Origin of the sequence: Nocardia huaxiensis, assembly GCF_013744875.1 — a bacterium.
Lineage (GTDB): Bacteria > Actinomycetota > Actinomycetes > Mycobacteriales > Mycobacteriaceae > Nocardia > Nocardia huaxiensis.
Window position 1 is genome coordinate 4,221,144 of sequence record NZ_CP059399.1, and the last position, 16,810, is coordinate 4,237,953.

General features: G+C 67.7%; 17 protein-coding genes. 3 read left to right on the forward strand and 14 right to left on the reverse strand.

Annotated features, from left to right (window positions below):
• Positions 1 to 2: 2 nt before the first annotated feature.
• Genes H0264_RS19025 through H0264_RS19060 form a run of 8 tightly spaced genes read right to left on the reverse strand, consistent with a single transcriptional unit; the run spans position 3 to position 7,937 of the window.
• A complete protein-coding gene (locus tag H0264_RS19025) occupies positions 3 to 977 on the reverse strand; it encodes an MlaD family protein (RefSeq protein ID WP_181578782.1) in 975 nt (324 codons plus the stop codon).
• Positions 974 to 2,029 carry an MlaD family protein gene (locus H0264_RS19030; protein WP_181578783.1) on the reverse strand — a complete coding sequence of 352 codons (1,056 nt, stop codon included), beginning with the start codon at positions 2,027 to 2,029 and terminating at the stop codon, positions 974 to 976. The genes H0264_RS19025 and H0264_RS19030 overlap by 4 nt, the downstream gene beginning before the upstream one ends.
• Positions 2,026 to 3,126, reverse strand: a complete 1,101-nt coding sequence (locus tag H0264_RS19035; protein ID WP_181578784.1) for an MlaD family protein — start codon at positions 3,124 to 3,126, stop codon at positions 2,026 to 2,028. Before H0264_RS19035 ends, H0264_RS19030 begins: the two co-directional genes overlap by 4 nt.
• A gap of 1 nt (position 3,127) precedes the next feature.
• Positions 3,128 to 4,186 (reverse strand): MlaD family protein, encoded by a 1,059-nt coding sequence (locus tag H0264_RS19040; protein ID WP_181578785.1) that lies wholly within the window; start codon positions 4,184 to 4,186, stop codon positions 3,128 to 3,130.
• Positions 4,174 to 5,196, reverse strand: coding sequence for an MlaD family protein (locus H0264_RS19045; protein ID WP_231086285.1), 1,023 nt, complete (start codon positions 5,194 to 5,196; stop codon positions 4,174 to 4,176). Before H0264_RS19045 ends, H0264_RS19040 begins: the two co-directional genes overlap by 13 nt.
• Positions 5,193 to 6,221 (reverse strand): MlaD family protein, encoded by a 1,029-nt coding sequence (locus tag H0264_RS19050; protein WP_181578786.1) that lies wholly within the window; start codon positions 6,219 to 6,221, stop codon positions 5,193 to 5,195. Before H0264_RS19050 ends, H0264_RS19045 begins: the two co-directional genes overlap by 4 nt.
• Positions 6,222 to 6,225: 4 nt before the next feature.
• Positions 6,226 to 7,092, reverse strand: coding sequence for an ABC transporter permease (locus H0264_RS19055; RefSeq protein WP_181578787.1), 867 nt, complete (start codon positions 7,090 to 7,092; stop codon positions 6,226 to 6,228).
• Positions 7,092 to 7,937, reverse strand: coding sequence for an MlaE family ABC transporter permease (locus H0264_RS19060; protein WP_181578788.1), 846 nt, complete (start codon positions 7,935 to 7,937; stop codon positions 7,092 to 7,094). The genes H0264_RS19055 and H0264_RS19060 overlap by 1 nt, the downstream gene beginning before the upstream one ends.
• Before the next feature lie 426 nt (positions 7,938 to 8,363).
• Here H0264_RS19060 and H0264_RS19065 point away from each other — a divergent pair, with 426 nt between their 5' ends.
• On the forward strand, positions 8,364 to 8,981 hold the full coding sequence (locus H0264_RS19065) for a TetR/AcrR family transcriptional regulator (protein WP_181578789.1): 618 nt from the start codon (positions 8,364 to 8,366) through the stop codon (positions 8,979 to 8,981).
• Positions 8,982 to 8,984: 3 nt separating this feature from the next.
• Positions 8,985 to 9,617, forward strand: coding sequence for a TetR/AcrR family transcriptional regulator (locus tag H0264_RS19070; RefSeq protein ID WP_181578790.1), 633 nt, complete (start codon positions 8,985 to 8,987; stop codon positions 9,615 to 9,617).
• Positions 9,618 to 9,635: 18 nt separating this feature from the next.
• On the opposite strand, the gene H0264_RS19075 is transcribed toward H0264_RS19070, so the two are convergent.
• The 3 genes from H0264_RS19075 to H0264_RS19085 all read right to left on the reverse strand — a co-directional run bounded on the left by H0264_RS19075 (position 9,636) and on the right by H0264_RS19085 (position 11,678).
• On the reverse strand, positions 9,636 to 10,466 hold the full coding sequence (locus H0264_RS19075; protein ID WP_181578791.1) for an SDR family oxidoreductase: 831 nt from the start codon (positions 10,464 to 10,466) through the stop codon (positions 9,636 to 9,638).
• A gap of 10 nt (positions 10,467 to 10,476) precedes the next feature.
• Positions 10,477 to 10,656 (reverse strand): hypothetical protein, encoded by a 180-nt coding sequence (locus H0264_RS19080; protein WP_181578792.1) that lies wholly within the window; start codon positions 10,654 to 10,656, stop codon positions 10,477 to 10,479.
• Between the two features lie 182 nt (positions 10,657 to 10,838).
• The gene (locus H0264_RS19085) at positions 10,839 to 11,678 is read right to left on the reverse strand and encodes a hypothetical protein (RefSeq protein ID WP_220139792.1); all 840 of its coding nucleotides are present in this window, start codon (positions 11,676 to 11,678) and stop codon (positions 10,839 to 10,841) included.
• A 199-nt stretch (positions 11,679 to 11,877) separates the two neighbouring features.
• On the opposite strand from H0264_RS19085, the gene H0264_RS19090 reads away from it, so the two are divergent.
• The gene (locus H0264_RS19090) at positions 11,878 to 12,921 is read left to right on the forward strand and encodes an AraC family transcriptional regulator (RefSeq protein WP_181578793.1); all 1,044 of its coding nucleotides are present in this window, start codon (positions 11,878 to 11,880) and stop codon (positions 12,919 to 12,921) included.
• Here H0264_RS19090 and H0264_RS19095 read toward each other — a convergent pair.
• From H0264_RS19095 to H0264_RS19105, 3 genes are all read right to left on the reverse strand, one after another.
• A complete protein-coding gene (locus H0264_RS19095; RefSeq protein ID WP_181578794.1) occupies positions 12,918 to 13,748 on the reverse strand; it encodes an alpha/beta fold hydrolase in 831 nt (276 codons plus the stop codon). The genes H0264_RS19090 and H0264_RS19095 overlap by 4 nt on opposite strands.
• Before the next feature lie 147 nt (positions 13,749 to 13,895).
• Entirely contained in the window at positions 13,896 to 14,939 is a 1,044-nt protein-coding gene (locus H0264_RS19100) for an NAD-dependent epimerase/dehydratase family protein (protein ID WP_181578795.1), read from the reverse strand.
• A complete protein-coding gene (locus tag H0264_RS19105) occupies positions 14,936 to 16,615 on the reverse strand; it encodes a fatty acid CoA ligase family protein (RefSeq protein ID WP_181578796.1) in 1,680 nt (559 codons plus the stop codon). The genes H0264_RS19100 and H0264_RS19105 overlap by 4 nt, the downstream gene beginning before the upstream one ends.
• Positions 16,616 to 16,810: the final 195 nt, after the last annotated feature.

Sequence of the window (16,810 nt, forward strand, 5' to 3'; positions counted from 1 at the left end):
GGCTATTTGACGGTGATCTGCATGCGCAGCGTGCCGTCGGGAGTCGTGGCGTTCAGCGCCTGGGAAATGAGGCTGCTCAGATCCAGCCGCCCCACCAGCGGCGGCACCAGATCCAGCACCGGTTGCAAGACCGGAATCAGCGGCGACAGTTCGGGTCCCATGGCATCGATGCGCGCGGTGACCTCCCGCAGCATGGGCACGAGACCGAGCTCCCCGCCCGGGTCGTCCATCAGGAACGAGTCCGGCACATTCCCCGCCCGGATGACCCGTGCGATGGAGGCCGCCACATCCACCACCCGCGGCCCGAAGCTGGCCCACGGTACGGCGGCATCGCTCAACGCCGGCCCGGCCCACCACATGTCGGTGGCATTGGCCTGCAGCGCGATCAGCATCTGCCGGATGACATCGGTGCGTGACAGCAGCGTCGCCGCCAGCAGATCCGTGGACCGCGACAGCTGCGGAACCACCGTCTCGGTTCCCGCCAGCGCCGCGCTGAAGGTATCGACGATCGAGGCCAGCGCTTCGGGATCCAGCTGCTTCAACAGCTCGGTGGTGGTCCGCGCGATATCCGGAATCGACACCGGCGCACTGATTTTCGTGGCCTGCACGGTCTGCCCGTCGCGCAGGTACGGTCCCTCGCCGGACGGCGGCTCGAACTCCAGATACGCCTCCCCGAGCCCGGACAGCCCCTCGATGCGCACCGCGCTGGCGGTGGGGATCGCATACTTCTCCGACACCCGGAACCGCACCCGCACCCCGGCCGGCACATGCTCCACCTCGGTGATCTGCCCGACCTCCACCCCGGACAGCAGCACCTTCGAACGCGGCAGCAGCCCACCGGACTCCGGCACCAGCATGGTGGCGGTGATCTCGTCCCGGAACCAATTCACCCGGACGACGCCGAAGGCCAGATACGCGCTCCCGACGATCAGGATGGCGAGGATACCGGCCAGCGACAGCAGGGTATTCGGCCTCATCGGACCACTCCGATCATGCGCAGCGCCCGCACGATGGCGTCGACCTGCTCCTCGCGGGAGACCGGTGTCGCCGCACCCACGGTCACCGCGGTGACATTGAACTTCATGCCGCGCTCCGCGAACGGAATTATCTTGTCCCGCAACAGCGCGACCAGGCGGTTCAGATTCGACGGCGCGTCCAGATCCAGGGGGTTCGCCGCGAACAGTAGGGGCACGAACGCTTTCGCGGCACCATCGGTGGCCCACAGGAGCGGCGACGCCCATTCGATGGAACGTCCGATCTTGCCGAGCGACCCGACGATCCCGAGCGTGTACACCAGCGACTGCACATCGGCCGGAATATCGCGTGCGCCCTGCTCACTCAGCAGGGTCGCGAGCTCGGACGGGTTGGCGAGCACGGCCTGCATATCGGTCTGGAAGGCGGCGAGGAAGCGATCCACGATCTCGAGATTGGCCGCCAGATCCTCCACATCGGCGCCGAGCTGGTTCACGATGCGCGCGGTCTCCGAAGGCTGCGCGGGCAGCACCCCGTTGGCCTGGTTGATGATCTCCTGAATCCGTTGCGGCGCACCACCGCCGACGAAGGTGGACAGCCCGGCGAGCAGATCCTCCACCTGGAGTGCGGGTTTCGTCTGCGCCAGCGGAATGACCCCGCCCGGCGGAATGGTGCTGCCGAAATCCCCGGCGGGCGTGGTGAGTCCGATGAACACATCACCGAGCAGCGTGTTCTGCCGCAACTGCGCGGTGGTGGTGACCGGCAGCCGCACCGATTCGGAGATCTCCAGCACCGCGTCGATGCGCCCGGCTCCGGATGACGAAGGATCCACCACCCGAACCGATTTCAAGCTGCCGACCTTCGCGCCATTGGCGACCACCTTGGCCTGGGCGGGCAGGTTCAGCGCATTGGTGAACTCGACATGGATGTCATAGGTGGGCCCGGACACCGTCGCCCCGGGCACCGGCACGGACGCCGGATTGAACCCGCATGCCGCGGGCAGCGCCGCCGCGAACGCCACGACCAGCACCCGCCCCGCGCGGCCCGTGAATCTCATTGCGCACCTGCCAATCCGAGGACGAGCGGAACCAGGTCCACCGTTGCCAGCCCGCCGTCGGCGTTCCGGCATCGCCCCGGCGCCGCGATGTTCACCACCGTGCACACCTGATCGGCGATCTCCTGCGGCAGCGCGACCTTCGGCCCCGCATAGGTGATTCGCGCCTGCCCGGTCGCCGGATCGAGCAGTTCCTCGAAGGCGGTGACGATCGGCGGAATCATCTCGATCAATTGCTTCAGCGTGCCGATATTCGCCGACACCAGCGCGAGTTTCGGAATGAGCGCATCGAGCCCATTGAGAATCGAGCGCCCGTACTTGTGCGAGATCCGGTCGAACCAGGGCAGGATGACCAGCAGCGAATCCACGATCTGCACGGTGCGATCCCACATCTGATTGACGAAGTCGAACCCCTCACCGGCCTGGGTCAAGGCGAGCTTGATGTCGCCCCAGTTGTAGGCCACGCTCTGCGCGATCGAGCTGAACGCGTCGATGAGCTCCCCGAGATTCACGATCCCGGCATCGGGTTGCTTCAGTGCGCGGGCCAGATCCTTGATGAGGTCATTGAGCCGCTGCCCGGTGCCCACGGTCGCCTGATCGAACACCACCACGCTATTGCGCAGCCGCTCCTGTTCGGCCGGATCGCCGTGGCCGGTGAGTTCTTCGGCGAGGGTGGAGAAGGCTTCCAGGGTCTGGCTGATGCTCTTGGGCGTGAAGGTCTTGGTGATACAGCTGTTCCGGTCCCACTGGGTTCCGGAGTCGTTGTCGCCCAGCACTTCCAGATCCCGGTCGGCGAGAATGGTGTCCGAGACCGTGGTGGCGGTGACCTCCCCGCGCAGCGGATACTCGGCCTGCACCTCGAATTCGACTCGCACCTTGCCGTTTTCGGGTGTGACGCTATCGACCGTCCCGACGGGCAGCCCGAGCATGGTGACATCGTTGCCCGGATACAGGCCGATGGAATCGGGCATGATCGCGCAGTATCCGAGGGTCTTCTTCGCCGGATCGAACGCGATCACATAGGCGGCGAGCGCGACCAGCGCCACCGCGAGCACCCCCATCATGGTGATGAAACCCTGTGATCCGAGAAAGCGTTTCATCTCAGCACGCCGTCCCCGGCAGTGGAATGCAGACCGCGCTGACCGTCACCGCCGACTGATCGAGGGTCACCCCGTCGGCGGGAGTCACCGAGGCCCGCAGCCGCTCCGCCAGCTCCGCGAACCCGGTCAGCGACCGATCCAGCCGCCGCCCCAGATCCTCGAGCGCCGGAACCGCCTCCATCAGCTTGTCGGCGAGCGGTTCCAGCGATTCCGCCCACGCGGGCTCGATGGCGGCAATGCGCGAGAGCAGCTGACTGGTCACCAGCAGCGCCTCGGCGATCTCGGCTTTCTTTGCCAGCCCGCGGGTTTCGAGCTCCCCGATCTTGCGCAGGAAGGTCCCCAGCAGTGACACATTGGCGGAGATGGCGGTGAGGTACTCATTGGTCACGGTGAGCGCCTGCGAGATATCGGAGTTCTGTTTGTCGAGAATCCCGACCAGGCTCTCCACCGCATTCCCCATGCGCCGCAGCGCATCCGGGCTGTTGCTCAGCGAATCCTGGAGCGCCGCGAAGTTCTTGCGCAGGGTGTCGCCGTCCACCTCCGCGATCGGTGTGGCGGCATCCTGCAGGGTGCGAATCAGGCTGTAGGGCAGGCGCACCCGATCGGCGGGAATGATCGCGTCCCCGAGGGGTTTGTCGCCCGCCGGGAACGCGGCGATGTAGTGTCCGCCGACCACGGTGAGCATCCGCACCTCGAGGGTGGTGAGATCGCCCAGCGTCACGTCGTCGTTCACCGTGAAGGTCATCCGCACCCGATCCGGCATGAGCTTCAGCGATTTCACCGTGCCCACATGAATGCCCGCGATGCGCACCTCGTTCCCGACCCGCACCGACCGCGCCTCACTGAGATCCGCGGTGTAGGTGGTCTTCCCGATCGGCAGCACATAGATCAGCCCGGTCACGAACAGCACCGCCGCCAGCGCCATGGCCCCGAACAGGCCGAACCCGAGCTCGCGTCGCATGAGCGTGGACTCGTGCCGGTTCGGATGCCAGGTCAGTGCCGCCAGCCGGGCGCGAATACCCTTGGGCCGCTGCGGTTCCGGCGCGTTCAGCTCTTGCATATCGAGATCCTCTGACCGGCGATGAGCACCGCGAACGGGGTCGGCACCTCGGCCTCGCCCTTGGAACACCCCAGATCGATGCGGGCCGACGTCGAATTCGCCGGCGGCAGCAGATTGGCCAGCGACTGCACCAGGCCGGGCAGCCGGCCCAGCACCTCCAGGGTCTGCTGCTGATCAGGGAACAGCAGCCGCAGATCCTCTTCCAGATTCGGATTGGTCCTCTCGGTGAATCCGAGCGTCTTCAGCAGGCTGTTGAGCGGCCCCAGCGCGGACGGTGCGGAATCGGAGAATTCGAGCAGCCCATCGAGTTCGATGCTGAGGGCGACGACCACATCGGAGAGCCCGCGCAGCAAGGTCACCAGATGCGGTGATTTCCCGCCGATCTGCGCCGAGATGTTCTGCAGATTGGCCACGATCAGCGACAGCACCGCCTGCCGGTCGGTCACATAGCGGCTCAGCGATTCGAAGGCGTCGAGGGTAGGGCCGATGCCGCTGCCATTGCCCTCGATCACCGCGAGCACGCTCTCGGCGAATTGATTGAGCGCCCCCGGCGAGAATTCGCGCAGCACCGGCTGTAAACCATTGAACAGCTGGGTGATATCGAACGACGGAATGGTCTTGTCCACCCCGATCGTGGCCCCCGGCTGCAAGGGCGCGCCGGGTTCTTCTGGTTGCCGCACATCGACATAGCGCTGCCCGGTGAGCGTCTGATAGCGGATGGCCAGCCCGCTGGTGGCGTACAGCGGCCGATCCCGCTGCACGCTGAAACTCACGATCGCCCGCGTCCCATCGAGTTCGATGCCGGTCACCTTGCCCACCTGCACCCCGTACATGCGCACGTCGTCACCGTTCTTCAGCCCGCTGACATCGGTGAATTCCGCACGGAAACCCCGGGTCTCGCCGCTGACCGGCCGCAGGATCGCGCTGATGACGACGAACAGCAGCGCCATCATGGCGGCGGCGAACAGGCACAGCCGCACGAGCACGCCGGCCGTCGAGGTCTGCTTCACCGCGCCCCTCCCGTCAGGGCGCTGAGCAGCGGCACCGCCACCCCCGGAATTCCTTGCAGCGCCACTTCGACATTCACCACGGGCCCATCGGGAGTGTCGGCGAAGATGCGGTGCAGCCGCTCCAGCATCTCGGTCAGCTCGGCCGCGGATCGTTCCGGATCGGGCACCGTGGCGGTCACGGCATTCAGCGTCGGCGTGAGCGCGGGAACGAGCCCGTTGAAATGTGTTCTCAGCATGGAGAACAAATCCGCCGCCCCCAGCAGCACGCCATTGCGGATCACCCCGATCGACACGTTGTACCGGTCCCGTTCGGTCTGGAAGATCTCGATCCCCAGCAGGGCCGCCGCGAGTTTGAAAGTGGCGGAGGTGAAGTCGCCGAATCCCTCCAGGAACGACGAATACTGATCGATCAGGAACGATGACGGATACCGCTGCGTATCGGCAATGGCCCGGCTGACGCTGATCACCGCCTGCAGAATCGGCGTGAAGGCTCGCAGATCGGTATTGAACTGCGTAATGAGCTCTGACAATTTGGGTGTCAGCACCTCCGTGGCCGTCTGCGTAATGGTGCGCAGCAGTGCCCCCATGGTCACATCCTCGGCCCGCCCGGTCAGATCGATGACCTGCCCGTCCTGTAGCGGCATCCCTCCGGCCGCCGCCCGCAGGGCCACGGTGCTGATGCCGAACAGGTTTTCCGGCGCGTAGTCGACCGTGAAAGCGTCTGTGAGACCGGCGGTTTGGGATCGGTCCAGATCCAGGGTGAGCAGCTGGCGCCCCTGTCCGATGGCCTCCACCCCGGTGATCCGCCCGACCGCGACCCCGTCGTAGCGCACGGTGGTGCCGGTGACGATGCCCTCGCCCGTCTGCTCGGTGCGCAATTGAATGCTGAGGCGGTCCGGCAGTTCCCGCCCGGTGTAGGCCCGCCACGACAGCGTCGCCAGCACCGCCAGCACCACCGTGAGCACGCCCAGCGCGAGTGAGATCCGCCTGGTCAGGCGCACTCCGGGAATCGCGTAGTTGGGCATCGGCTCACCCCGGGAACTCGATCGAGGAATTGACGCCCCACAGCAGCAGCGTCAGCACCATGTCCAGGCCGACTATGGCGACGAAGCTGGCCCGCACGGCCCGCCCGGAGGCGATGCCCACCCCTTCCGGCCCGCCGGAGGCGAAGAATCCGTAGTAACAGTGGATCAGGATCACCGCCACGCCGAACACCAGGATCTTCACCACCGCCGCGAAAACGTCGTAGCCGCTGGTGAATTGGAAGAAGTAGTGGTTGTACACCCCGTCGGCCTGACCGTGCAGCAGCACGATCACCGCCGAGCACGACAGGTACGACAGGATCAGCGCGATGAGGAAGGTCGGCACGATGGCGACCGCGCCCGCGATCACCCGTGTGGTCACCACGAACGGAATCGACCGCAGCCCGAAGGATTCGATGGCGTCGATCTCCTCGGCAATACGCATGGACCCGATCTCCGCGGTCATCCGGCACCCGGCCTGCGCCGCGAAACCGACGGCCGCCGCGATGGGCGCGAGTTCCCGGGTATTCGCGAACGCCGACACCACCCCGGACACCGACCCCAGCCCGAGCAGGTCCAGCGCCGCGAAGGTCTGGATGCCCACCCCCGCGCCGATCGAGATGCCCAGCACCATCAGCATCGGCACCGTCCCGCCGCCCACGATGAACGACCCGCGGCCCCAGGTCATATCGGTGATGGTGCGCATGGTCTGATTGCGATACCGCCGCAGCGCCAAGGGAATTCCGCCCAGCGCCAGCGCGGTGAATCCGAGCATGAACCCGGCGTTCTCCAGCGGCGAGAGCGCCCGCTCGCGGCGCTGATACAGCCGGTTCGCCCAGCCGAGCCCGCGCGGGGAAAACGGTGCGGCGGTCATCATGCCACCCGCATGGGCAGGAACATGGTGACCACCTGCGTGATCACCAGATTCACCACGATGATGGCCGCCACCGACAGCACCACCGCGGCATTCACCCCGTCGGCCACCCCGCGCGGCCCGCCGCGCGCCTCCAACCCGCGCTGACAGGCGACGATCACCACGATGAATCCGAAGAGAACGGATTTGGCCAGTGAGATCCAGACATCGGCGAGCACGGTGAACGCCCCGAAGGTCGCCCAGTAACTGCCCGGCGTCACATTCTGCGCGCCGATCGCCACCACATAGCCGGCGACGATGCCCACGAAGATGATGAGCACATTCAGCAGCGGCGCGACCAGCACCATGGCCACCACGCGCGGAATCACCAGGCGGTGCACCGGCGAAATCCCCATGACCCGCAGCGCGTCGATCTCGTCGCGGACCGTGCGCGCCCCCAGATCCGAGGCGATGGCCGAGGCGCCCGCCCCGCCGAGCAGCAGTCCGGTGGCGATGGGTGCGCCCTGCTGGATGACGCCGAGCCCACCGGCCGCGCCGATGAGCGAATCGGCGCCCAGCTGATGGATGAGATTGCCCACCTGAACGGAGACGACCACCCCGAACGGGACGGCCATGAGAATCGCGGGCAGGGCCGTAACGGTGATGAAATACCAAGCCTGATGCAACATTTCGCGCCACGGGAATTTGCCCGCGGGCACATCGGTGACCACTCCGCGCACCGAATCCCAGGCCAGTTCGACGGTTCTGCCGAAGGTGCGCAGACTCGATATGGCGGTGTCGGAGAAGTTCTTTCGGACGATGTGCAGGGCGGTGTCGTCGCGTGGGGTCGGCAATGCGGGCTGCATCGGCGATTCCTCCCGTGTCAGCCAATGGCCTCGCAGTTTCAGCCGCAGATGGATGGTGCGGAGAGGAGACAGTCGTGAGGGCGGGTGGCGATCGGTGCTCGCGGGTTTCGCCCGGGGGTGTGGGCGACCTCGCACGAGTGAGCCTCGGCCGCGTCGGCGGGACCGACCCGCCGGCCGGGGCGGCGTCGAGGCTGGCTGTCGCCATCACCGGCGCCGGGCGGGTGCACCCTATCGAGGCTAACCGACCCGTCCCAGACATATCGGTGGATTACCCAATCATTTTCGGCCGCAGCATTTCTCGAACCGCCCGGCGGACGCGCCGAAACCCGTGATCGATGCGCGCGCCGATCGCCGGCCGCAGGCCACTGCGTACACTGACCGCACCGGGCGTCCAGCGCGGTGCGGGCGACAGCCGGAAGGAGTGAGGTGACCGAGCGACGCGAGCGGATTCTCGACGCCGCGCGGAGCCTCATCGTGCGCGACGGTTACGCGGGTGCGAGCATGCACGCCATAGCCCGCGCGGCCGAAGTGACCCGGCCCGCCCTCTACGCCGAATTCGCCGACCGCGACGAATTGATCGAAGCGCTGATCGATCGCGAGGAGGAACGGGTGCTGGCCATGTCCGCGGCCGCCACCCCCGAGTTGTCGCTGGTCGCGGACCCGGCGCGCATTGCCGAGCAGTCGGTGGACGTCTTCCTGAACCTGGTGCAGGCCGCGCCCGAGACCTGGCGGCTGGTGTTCATGCGCGGCGACGGCATGCCGCCGGCCACCCACGCGCGCATCGAACGCGGACGCGACAGCGTCCGGCAGCAGACCCATCTGCTGCTCGGCCTGCTCGCCTCCCGGAGCGAGCGGCAGATCGACACCGAACTGCTCAGTCATGGCGTCATCAGCGTCAGCGAGACCGCCGCCCGCATGCTGGTGAGCGATCCGAGCATGGATCGTGATCGGGTGTCGAGCACCCTGCGCTGGCTGGTGCGGCACAGCGTCGCCCGGGCGGGCATCGCTGTCGCCGCGGATACGGACGAGGCGGGGAAGGACTGAGCCATGCCGAAGGTGCAGGGCGCCACCGCCAAACGGCGCTACGCCAAACGCCTCTCGCCCGCCGACCGTCGCGAACAGCTGCTGGACACGGCGCTGAGCATTGTGGCCGACAGCGGATTCACCGCGGTGTCCATCGCCGCGGTGGCCGAACGCAGCGAAGTGACCCGGCCGGTGGTGTACGACCTGTTCGGCAGTCGCGACGACATTCTGCGCGAGCTCATCGATCGCGAATCCGCGCGCATGCGCGCCGCCGTCGAACGCTCGCTGGCCGCGGTCTCGACCGAAACGACGGTGGCCGAGGCCGTTTCGGTGGGACTGGGGGAGTTCCTGGCCGAGGTGCGGTCCATGCCGGCCACCTGGCGGCTGGTGTACTTCCCGATCGACGGGGTGCCGCCGCTGCTGCGCGAGCGGGTCGGGCGGGCCCGCGACGAACTGCGAACCCCGTTGCGGCACTTGTTCGCCGACTGGCTGTCCGAGCACCCGGCCGCCGCGGCGGAGGTCGATCCCGATGTACTGGTGCAGCTGCTGCAGGGCGTGATCCAGACCCTTGCCCGGCTGGTCCTGGACGACCCGGAGCGCTACGACTCCGAGCGCGTCCTGGCCCTGATCGCGCCCCTGCTCACCGGACCGTCCTGAACGGTCGCCGGAGTCGTCTCAGCGGCGAAGTCCGTAGGAGGCGGCAATGATTCGCTCCAGGATCGTGCGCGGCAGCAGCCGTTTCACCGCGAACAGCACCGGCGCGTTGCTGCCCACGGCATAGAGTGGTCCGGGCCGGTCCGCCTCGGCGGCGGCCACGATGGTGCGCGCAACCCGTTCCGGGGTAATGCCTTTGGCCTGCTTGTCGTCGAGCACCGCCATGAACTTGGTGAAATCCGCTGTGTGCGGCGACCCTTCGTTCAGGTACTTGGTGCGGCGCTCGCGCAGGCCGGTATCGATCTGACCCGGCTCCACCGTGGTCAGCCACACCCCGAACGGCGACTCCTCGAACCGCGCCGCGGTCGCGAATTCGCGCAGCGCCGCCTTGGTGGCGACATACGACGAGCGGTACGGCATGGGGAAGCTGCCCAGCATGGACCCGATCATGACGATGCGTCCGTACCCGCGCTCACGCATACCGGGCAGCACCGCCTGAGTCAGTGCCACCGCGCCGAACACATTGAGCTGGAACAGTCTTTCCACGGCCTCGCCCGGCAATTCGGCCAGCGGCCCGGCCTGGCTCTCGCCCGCATTGTTGATCAGCACGTCGACCGCGCCGAGTTCGTTCACGCCGAGTCCGTTCACGAAATGCGCGATCGACGCCCGATCGGTGAGATCCAGGGCCCGGTATTCGATGCCGGGCACCCGGTCGGCCTCGGGAATCGTGTCGGGATTGCGGCTGGTGCCGATCACCTTGTGACCCCGGGCCGCGAAGGCCGCCGCGGTGGCCCGGCCGATGCCCGAGGATGCGCCGGTGACCACCACGGTGCGAGTCGAAGTGCTGCTCATGGCAGCAACGCTAGCGGGCGCGGACCGGATGCCACCAGGAACCGGGCCGCCGCCGGGGTGACCTTTCCGGCCCGATCCGCTCGGGTGCGGGCGGCGGCTCCTCGGCGCCGCAGCGCACGCCGAGCCACACACCTAGTCCGAAAGCTCCTGCGGCCAGGGCGGGCGCGAGCAGGATTGCCGGTGTGCTCATGGTGCAGGATCCCTCGATCACTCGTACCCGGCCCGGAACGGCACGGGTGTGAGATCAATCGCAGAGCTGCGGCTTTCGTTACGTGACGATTCGCGGATACGCGCGAAAAATCTTGATGGACAGGGGAGTCCGCGAACCGGTCGGCACTGTCCGCCGGCGAAACCGTCCGCCGGTGAAGGGCGTCACCAGCTTCCGGTGAACAGGGCCGCCAGGGCGGGCGCAGGATCGGCCGCGGTGGTGATATTCGCGGTGACCACGACGAGCGCTGCCAGTGCGAGCACCGCGGCCAGGGTGGCGTACCCGCCCAGCAGGCGTCTGGTGCGGCGCTCGCGCGAGCGTGCGAACCGCCGCCACAGGACCGTGCTCCCCACGGCGAGCACGACCGCCACGAGCGCGGCGATGATCGCCATGGCCGCGTGGTACACCGCGAAGTCGTCGATCATCACCGCGAGCGCGGGCGGGCGCGCCTGCCCGGATTCGGCCAGCCCCTGCTCGACCCCGTCGATCGTCGTGGCCAGCTCGCCCTGGGCGGGCTCGTCCAGCAGCATCGGCAGGAGCGAGGCGAAAGGCGCCACCGCCCCTTGGATATTCGCCATGACCACCACCAGCGCGAAGAGTCCGAGCGCGGTGACGCCGCCGCCCGCCGACCCGAGCAGCGCCCGCCTGCCGGTGGCGGAATCCCCGGCCGCCAGATACGCCCGCCACAGCCGCAGGCCCAGCATCGCCAGCACGACCAGCAGCGCCGCGGCGATCACGCCCTTGGCCACGTGGTAGCGGAACCAGTAGTCGACCACCTGCGCCAGATCCGGCGACAGCTCGCGAGCGCCGGCACTCCAGTATCCGATGAAGGACTCGCTGAAGGCTTTTCGCAGTTGGTCTTCCGTGCCGAGTCCGTCACTCGCGGCGAGTTCGGCCGGCGCCACGACGAACGCGATGGTGAGGACCACGGCGGCCAGGCCGAGTCCGGCGGACAGCCGACCGGATAGGCCGGTGGGTGCGGTGGGAAATGCGTGACCGGACAAGAGATTCCTCGCTTCGCGACGCACTGGGGCATATTGCACTGGCTTCCAGTGCCGCACAGTACCCTTCGGCGCGCCCGCAACTGTCTGTGACTGTGGGCGCCTCCAAGATCCGCGTTGCGCCACGCGGCACAGTGCCCAATTGGTATGTTTCGCCCAGCCGATGGGGGTACGCCACGGCATTCGCGAAGGTCATGGGGTCATGTTCGACTGGGATCTGCTGAGGAACACCTCCAGCGTGCACGTGCTGACGCGGCTGGCCGAAGAGCGGGGAATGACCGCTGCCGAGTGCCTGACTGGGACAGGCTTGTCGCCCGAGACGGTGATCGATCCGAAGGCCGAGGTCACCGCACGCGAAGAGCTGACCGTGGTGCGCAATCTGCTCGGCCGGTGCGGGGACGAGCCGGGCCTCGGGGTGGAGGCGGGCAGCCGATACCACGTATCGCTGTACGGCCCGTGGGGGCTGGCGCTGCTCAGCAGCCGGACGCTGCGCGATGCCGTCGAGGTGGCGCTGCACTACATCGAGCTCGCATTCGTGTTCGGGCAGTTGACATTTCAGGAATCCGGGGGTGAGGCGCGACTGGTGTTCGAGGACGGCGAGGCGCCCCACGATGTACGGGCCTTCCTCGCCGAACGGGTCATGACCGGCATCCAGATGGTCGGCAAGGACCTGTACTCCGCCGGAATTCCGGTGTCGCGCATCGGCTTCCGGCACGATCGGCCCCGGGACACCGCCAGGCACCGGGCGGCCTTCGGGATCGAACCCGAATTCGGCGCACCCGCCAATGAAATCGTCTTCGACGCCGCCTATCTCGATATCGCGCTGCCGCAGGCCAACGAATGGGCGCGCAGCACCTGCGAACAGCTGTGCCGCGACATTCTCGCGAAACGCCAGGCGCGCACCGGGGTCGCGGGCGCGGTTCGCGACCTGCTCGTGCGCGATCTCACCGAGATGTCCGATCAGGTGGCGGCCGCGGCCCAGCTCTTCATGAGCCCCCGCACCCTGTCCCGCCGTCTCCACGACGAGGGCACCTCATTCCGGGCCCTACTGGACGAGGTCCGGCAACTCATCTCCGAGGAACTGCTCGACCACACCGCCATGACCACCGAACAGGTGGCCGCCCGCCTCGGCTACGCCGAAGCGGCCTCCTTCATCCGCGCCTTCCGCCGCTGGAAGGGTTGTCCGCCACAGGAATACCGCAGCCGCCACGCCCGACCCGCCCCGCACTCCCCGGCTCTGGCCTAGCTGGCGATGGCGGTGGTGGCGGCGGAACGGATTGCGGCGGTGACGGTGTCGGGATCCTCGAGCATGAGCAGGTGGCCGCAGTCGGGGAGCAGAATCGACCGATGCGGGTTCAGCGTCGTATTGAGGCGTGCGCCGCAGGACGCGGACAGAATGCGGTTCTTCGCGCCCCAGATGACGGTGATGGGCGGGAATCCCGGGCCGGGGCGGAAGGTGTCGAGCTCGGCCAGCCGGTGCAGGTCGCGCGCGATGGCGGCGGGCGGCAGCAGGCGGCGCGGTTCGGCCCAGCGGCTGCGGAAAATGTCGAAAGTATCCGGATCCAGGGCGCGACCGCGCGGTCCGAGCTGCTCGTTGACCACCCAGTTGGCGGCCAGGCGGGGGATGCGGGTGGTGCCGAGGAGGCGGTCGAGGGTGAGGTGGCGGGCGGCGCGGGCGGTCCAGCCGGTGGGGGTGGGACGCACGGTGGCGGCGGTGAGCGGGCTGCACAGCACCAGCGCGCGCACGCGCGCGGCGCTGCGACGGGTGTAGAGCAGCGACAGTGCGCTGCCGAAGCAGTTGCCCACCAGCGTCACATTGGTGAGGTTGTGCGTCTCGAGGAACGCCTCCACCAGATCCACGTAGTTCTGCACGGTGTAGCCGGAATCCGGGGTGTCGGAGTCGCCGTAACCGAACAGGTCCAGGGCGAACACGCTGTTGGTGGCGCTGAGCGTGGCGAGCTGATTACGCCAGATGCGACGGTCGCCGCCGATATTGTGCAGAAAGACGACAGGGTCGCCCGCACCGGCGTGGTCGTAGGTGACGGATACGCCGTGGAAATCGAACACCGGCATCGGGCGCTCTCCTCATTGAGTAGCGGTGCTGCACTGCATCTCCCGCCGAAGGCTGTCCTCTGCGACATACCCTGCGCACGGTAATGCAACCCATACTAGCCGGTACTCGGCGTAACACAAGTTTGGGTGAGAGCGCCCGATGGCTGGTCAGTGGGCTATTCCGGTGTTCACCGCCCCGGATTTCAGCCAGTCCTGCAATTCGGCCATGCCGGTGTCACGATCGATCACGGGAACGTAGCCGAAATCGCGGGCGGCGGCCCCGGTGTCGTAGGTGCCCGAGCGGGTCATGACCGCCACCGAGTAGCGAGACAGCGGCGGACTCCAGCGCGCCGCGATATACGGTGCGCGCCTGAGGGTTTCGATCACCTCCACCAGAAGGTTCACCAGCCGCGGATCGATTCTGCGGCGCGGCGGCGCGTAACCGAGATCGGAGGCCACCCGGGAGAGGAACGGCCACACGTTGGTGCGCTCGGCATCGGCGATGAAATACGGCCTGCCGCCCACCTTTTCGGAGGCAGCGGCCTTGACGCAGGCCGCGACGATATTCTCCACATGGCAGAGCGAGGCGTAGACGTCGCGGCCCGCCGACAGGTCGGGCAGCGTGCCCGCGGCGGCGCGGTCGAGCAGGCGCACGATCGGGCCGGACCGGTCACCCGCGCCCCAGATGGCGCGCGGACGCAGCGCCGTGGTGCTGAAACCGGGGGCATTCGCTTGCAGCACAAGGCGTTCGGCGGCGGCCTTGGTCTCGCAGTAGTGATTGAGGTAGCGGCGCGGATAGGGCACCGACTCGTCGATATCGAGCTGATCCCCGCCATCGCGGTCCATGAGCGCACTGGGACTGGAGATGAACACGAACCGGCTCGCCCCGCCCGCCTTCGCCGCGGCCAGCAGCCGGGCGGTGGCGGTCACGTTCTCCCGCCAAAACTGCTCGCGGCTGCCGCGCTCGTCCACCCGTGCGGCACTGTGGAATACGACGTCCACGCCCTCGGCGGCCCGCTCCAGCGAGGCGGCGTCCGTGAGATCGCCGGTGACGACCCGGACTTCGTCGATCACCTCGATCAGATCGCGCAGATTGCTGCTGCCGCGCACCAGAATCGACACGTCAAAGTCGCCGTCACGCACCAGCCGGCGCGTGAGCGCACCGCCGAGGAAGCCCGAGGCTCCCGTCACCAGGGCCCTGCGGTTCGTCATCGGGACACCTGCGATTCGAGTTGCTTGGCGGCCCAGACGGTCAGCTTCTCGCGGCCGATCTTGGCATTGTGGCGGATGTCGACCGGGAAGCCGGGGTGGAAGAGGAATCCGGTGACCGGCTCGGTGACCTCGAATTCCGTACGGCGCTCGCGCAATCGGGTTTCGACGGTGCTGCGGTCGGCCCCGGCCTCGAGCTCCACGCACAGTACCGGCCGCTGCGCGCCGCGTTCGCCGATGCCCACCAGCGCGGTGCGCGCGACGCCCGGCACGGTATTGAACACCTGCTCGACCTGCACCGTGAACATGGGCCCGTCGGCGGTCAGCACATACTGACTCTTGCGGCCGCAGAAGCGGATTCGACCCTCGTCGTCGATCCAGGCCAGATCGCCGGTGCGATGCCACACCGTCGCGCCGTCCACGATCTTGCCGGACCGGTTGGCCGATTCGGGCCAGAAGTAGCGGGTGCTCACATTCGGCCCCGACACCACCAGTTCGCCGATGCCGCGCGACTTCGCCAGATCCGCCGCGCGCGCTTCGGCATCGGCCCAGGTGGGCAGGGCGTCCTCGGTGATGGCGACAATGCGGGCCCGCACATCCTGTGCCGGTCGCCCGACGCAGACGCCGTGCCCGCGATGCGCCTCGGCCGCCAAACCGCCCAGCAGTTCCCGGGATTCGATGGTGGCCATGGGCAGCGCCTCGGTCGCGCCGTACCCCGAGTACACCTTCGCGTCGTCGGGCAGCACCTTGCGCAGCTGCTCGATGCACCAATCCGGTACGGGCGCACCGCCGGAGTAGATGCTCTGAATCGTATCCAGCTGCGCCCCATGCTCTTCCACATGCTTCAGCAGCGGGATGAGCACGGCGGGGGAGGCGAACATGGTGCGCACGCCGAAACGGGCGACCGCGTCCACCACATGCGCCGGATCGGTCGCGCCGACCTTGGAGGGAATCAGCGGCGGTAGTACGCAGCGGGATCCGAGCAGCAGCTCCAGAATGCCCGCCACGGCCGTGGTGATCAGCGAGGTGCCCGGCGGGACGTGCTCGCGCGCCGCGTCCACCTGATCGATCATGGCGGCCAGATTGCCGTGCGTGAGCACCACCGCCTTGGCCGGTCCGGTGCTGCCGGTGGTGTAGGCGATCAGCAGTGGATCGTCATCGGGCGCGGGCGTCCGATCCGGCAGTGGCGCAGCGGGTTTGCGCCCCCAGGACTCCAGGGTCGGACCCGGCCAGAACGACGGCCCGTTGACCGTGATGGCCACCTTCACCTTGCGGAAGTAGGCGCGGAACACCATGCGCACGCCCTGCGCCTCCGGCACCCCGATGAACGCGCCGGCGTCGGCGGCCTGCAGGCAGCGCAGCATCTTGAACAGCCCCATGCCGGGGTCGATCACCACCGGCACCGCGCCGATCTTGAACAATCCGTACAGCACCGCGTACAGCTCGGGTCCGGGGCGCACCAGCACGATGGTGCGCAGGCCGGGCGAAATGCCGGCCGCGAGAGCCTTTTCCGCGATGGCGTCGGACCAGTCGTCGAGTTCGGCGTAGCTGAGCCGCGTGTAATCGGGCAGGCCCGCGGCGGTCTTGCCGACCGGATGGATCACCGCCTCCCGATCGGGATGGTCGGCGACGACGGCACGGAAACGATCTAGCGCACGCCAGTAGATTGCGGTGGTCAAGACATCACCTCGATGAAATTCGAGCGCATGGAATTCGGTCTGCGATTCAGGAATTGTCGCGAAAACAGATCTGCGGTACGGCGAGGCTACCGCACGGGCTGCGGGTTGGCCACCGCGAGCGTGCCGGAAACCAGTTGTGACACAATCAGTTTGGTGTGTCGTCCGGTACCGCAACGCGTTTCGCCCCTACCCCTA